The 3286-nt window shown below is 51.4% G+C and carries 3 protein-coding genes; 2 read left to right on the top strand and 1 reads right to left on the bottom strand.

What is annotated here, in order from left to right:
• Positions 1 to 77: 77 nt before the first annotated feature.
• Entirely contained in the window at positions 78 to 1742 is a 1665-nt protein-coding gene (locus H6F43_RS13545) for a hypothetical protein (RefSeq protein WP_199290339.1), read from the bottom strand.
• Positions 1743 to 1940: 198 nt separating this feature from the next.
• Between H6F43_RS13545 and H6F43_RS13550 the strand changes: the two genes are divergently transcribed.
• The gene (locus H6F43_RS13550; RefSeq protein ID WP_190343267.1) at positions 1941 to 2858 is read left to right on the top strand and encodes a glycosyltransferase family 2 protein; all 918 of its coding nucleotides are present in this window, start codon (positions 1941 to 1943) and stop codon (positions 2856 to 2858) included.
• 129 nt (positions 2859 to 2987) lie between these two features.
• Positions 2988 to 3286, top strand: a 299-nt coding sequence (locus H6F43_RS23150; protein ID WP_190343268.1) for a DUF4359 domain-containing protein, incomplete at its 3' end; no start/stop codon positions are given.

Genomic DNA, 3286 nt, shown 5'->3' on the forward strand with positions numbered 1-3286 from the left:
CCCCCAACCCAGACCCAACACCGCTAACCAGGTTTGAGGAATCGATCGCACTCCGGAAACGGCTGGTGTCCAATCCGTTAGCCTTTTAGCGCCTCGCTCACACAGGACGCTGGCAGCACGACGAAGTGATCATCTTTATAAGCGGCACAGCGAGGGATGACCTGCTTTAGAACGGGAGTCGCTCCTTGTTGCAGGTGCAGAATTGCCTCGTTCGTTACAGGTTGAAACTGTTTCAGCCAGTGATTTTTAGAGAGATAACCTGGCTCAAAGGCTGTCTGATCTAAGAGCCAAAACCGAATATTGTACTGTTGAGTAAATGCCTGTACCACTGCTGCATCGGAGCTGTAATGGGCCTGAATGAGGTCGATCGCCCGTTGGCGAATCTGCCGATAGTAGCCTACCTGGTAGGGCAGCGCATATTCACTACTGACAAGAACTGGTCGATGGGCAAAAGTCGGTAAGTTGTTGGCTTCATTTGAAAGAGAAGCGATTAAGCTATCTTTCGGCTGTTGGGCAAAGAACTGGTAAAGCGCTGGCGCTTGACCGGACAAGTAGTACGTAATCGGAAATTTTTTGACGAACGAGGGATAAAACACAAGCGCAACCCCAATCAACACGCTCACGCTCAGAGCTAGCGAGGCAGGCAGCCAACTTCTTTTGGCTGGCGATGCGATCCGCTGCGCCGCGCTGCGCAACAGCGCATCCAAAATCAGAGTGAGAGTAACCCCCGCCGCTAAAACGAGGACAATGCAAAAGCTGTGCCAGGTGTAGCGACTGGGCAAATAGAGCTTGAACAGAACAATGTGAGCAAGCAGAAACCATCCACAGGACACCAGCAAAACTTGGGGCAGAAGCATAATGCCCGCCTGTACCTGCTTGACTAGAGGAAGGCGATCGCCCATCCGCAACAGTCCGGGTAAAAATAATCCCGCAAGCACCGTAACAGGGGTAAAGAGCGCTTTTGGCAGTAGGCTGCCTCGACTTCCCCAAATCCAGTACTGCGCTGGATCTGTCACAAAAAACTGAGTGCGCCCTCCTGGAAGGAACTCTGGCATAGTTCTGGCTTCTGCCGCAGTCATGGCGGGTCCATAAGCTGAGGAGGTCAGGACGTAGGGTACTATTCCCACACAGCAAATGGCTAATCCTGCCAGACAAATTAGAGCATCCTGACGATTGCCCGACCACCGCACCCGTCCCGATCGCCACCGTAATGGCTGAAGCAACAGCACACCTGCGGCAATCAGCATGAAATTGGGATAAAACAGCACCAGCAAAACCAGGACGCCCAAACAAGGCAGCACCGCCCGCCGCATCAGGCAGTACAGAAACGCCAGAAACAGAGGATACAGAAACGCACGAGGAGTGGCAGAGGCAAGATCATCCTTGAGCCACAGGTTCTGGTTCAGCAGCAGCGAGGTAATGAACCCAGCGATCGGGACGGGCAGCAGTTCCAGAGACACGGCAAAGCAGCCAGCCGTCGTCGCTAATCCTAGAAAGAATGGCAAGACTTTACTCACGAGTTCTGGAGAAATGCCCACAGCTGCCATTGCCCAGTACAGAGCGGCGTAACCCGCAGGTGCCAGAGACCGGTAGTAGTCTGCAATCAAATCCTGAGGAAATAAGGCTGGGTCAACAAATCGCTCTGCCCAGAAAACGTGTTGCCGCGCATCATCTTGCACAATGTACGGACCACTGAACCCTTCCCGAAGCGCCAGCAAACCATACACGGCTGCAAAGGTCAAACTAAGACTAAACCAGAAGTAAGTTTGACTTCGAGAATTTGCTGGTGCAAACAAAGCCTTGTGCAAATGGGACCACATGAACTGCACAGCCGAACTAAATAGCGGCATCATACCATCTCTACAATTTGTGAAATTAGCCGCGATCGTCTACTTCTAAACCCACTGTGAGAGCTTGACAGGTGATGATATTCTGTTGCCATGCATCAGAGATATATTGTCAGCGATCGGTCTGCCATTGCCGATGAAGACGCCTGTCTGGACTTCTCGGTTGTGATTCCGGCATACAACGAGGAGTATGGCATTGCCGCAACTCTGGAGCAGTTGCAGGAGACGCTGCGGTTTTCGCAGCACAAGTACGAGATCATTGTGGTGAATGACGGCTCCACCGATCGTACGGGTGAGATTTTGCGATCGCGAACGGATGTGCGGGTACTTGAGCATCAAAGCAATCGTGGCTACGGTGCCGCTCTAAAAACGGGCATTCGCTATGCGAAGTATCCGCTGATTGTGATCACAGATGCAGATGGAACTTATCCGAACCAGCGGATTCCGGAGTTAGTCTCGCTGGCTGCGAATGCAGATATGGTAGTGGGTGCCCGGATCGGCAGCAATGTTTCCTACTCTCCTATTCGTAGAATTCCTAAATGGTTTATGGTCCGGTTTGCTCAGTGGGTAACCAAGACTCCGATTCCAGACCTAAACAGTGGACTGCGAGTGCTGCGGAAGAGCGTGGCGGAGCGATTTCTTAACATTCTGCCCAACACGTTTAGCTTTACGACGACCATTACGATCGCGACGCTGACGAGCAACTACGTCGTTCACTATGAGCCGATCGACTATTACCATCGCGTGGGCAGAAGCAAAATCAAACCGATTCGCGATACGCTGCGATTTATTCAACTGATTCTGAGAACTGGCGTCTACTTTGCCCCGATGCGGGTCTTCTTTCCGGTTGCAGTGGTGTTCTTTGTTGGATTTTTGATTACGCTGTTTCAAGATGTGTTCGATCGACGTGACCTGACTGAGCGCACCCTGATTCTGTTTGTCGCCTGGACGCAACTCAGCATGTTCGCTCTACTCGCTGACATGATTGATAAAAGGAGCGATCGACTATAAAAGATAACAATTGAAGTCATTAAACGCGGATACCATTGAAACGAAGCGCAAATGCTTCAAACAGCGTTCCGGTGACGCGCTGATTGACTGGAATAGGAACTCTAGCCGTTTATTTACTTCAGGTAATCTGTGAAACAAACACTGATTCGGGAAACCTTCCACCAAGGCACCATGAAGGGTAGGAACGTTGCCGCTGCGCTTGGAGGAATCGCTCTAGTTGCAGTCGGAGCAGTCATGGCAATAAAAAACCCCGGCCAAGACGATTATGAAACGTTTGCGACGCAGCAGCTCACAGGCTACCTGCAGGAGAATGTTTGCGTCAAAGCGCCGAGCGAGTTTGGCTTGCAGAGAGATTGTCAATCGCTGCTGAAGTCGAAGCAGGCAGAGATTCGGGAATTTGTCGCGACCGGAACTGAGCAAGAAAATTT

The sequence above is a fragment of the Leptolyngbya sp. FACHB-36 genome (assembly GCF_014695955.1).
Taxonomy (GTDB): domain Bacteria; phylum Cyanobacteriota; class Cyanobacteriia; order Leptolyngbyales; family Leptolyngbyaceae; genus FACHB-36.

Excerpts from the sequence above, each read along its gene's own strand:
- H6F43_RS13550 (WP_190343267.1), top strand. The coding sequence starts at position 1,941 with ATGCATCAGAGATATATTGTCAGCGATCGGTCTGCCATTGCCGATGAA.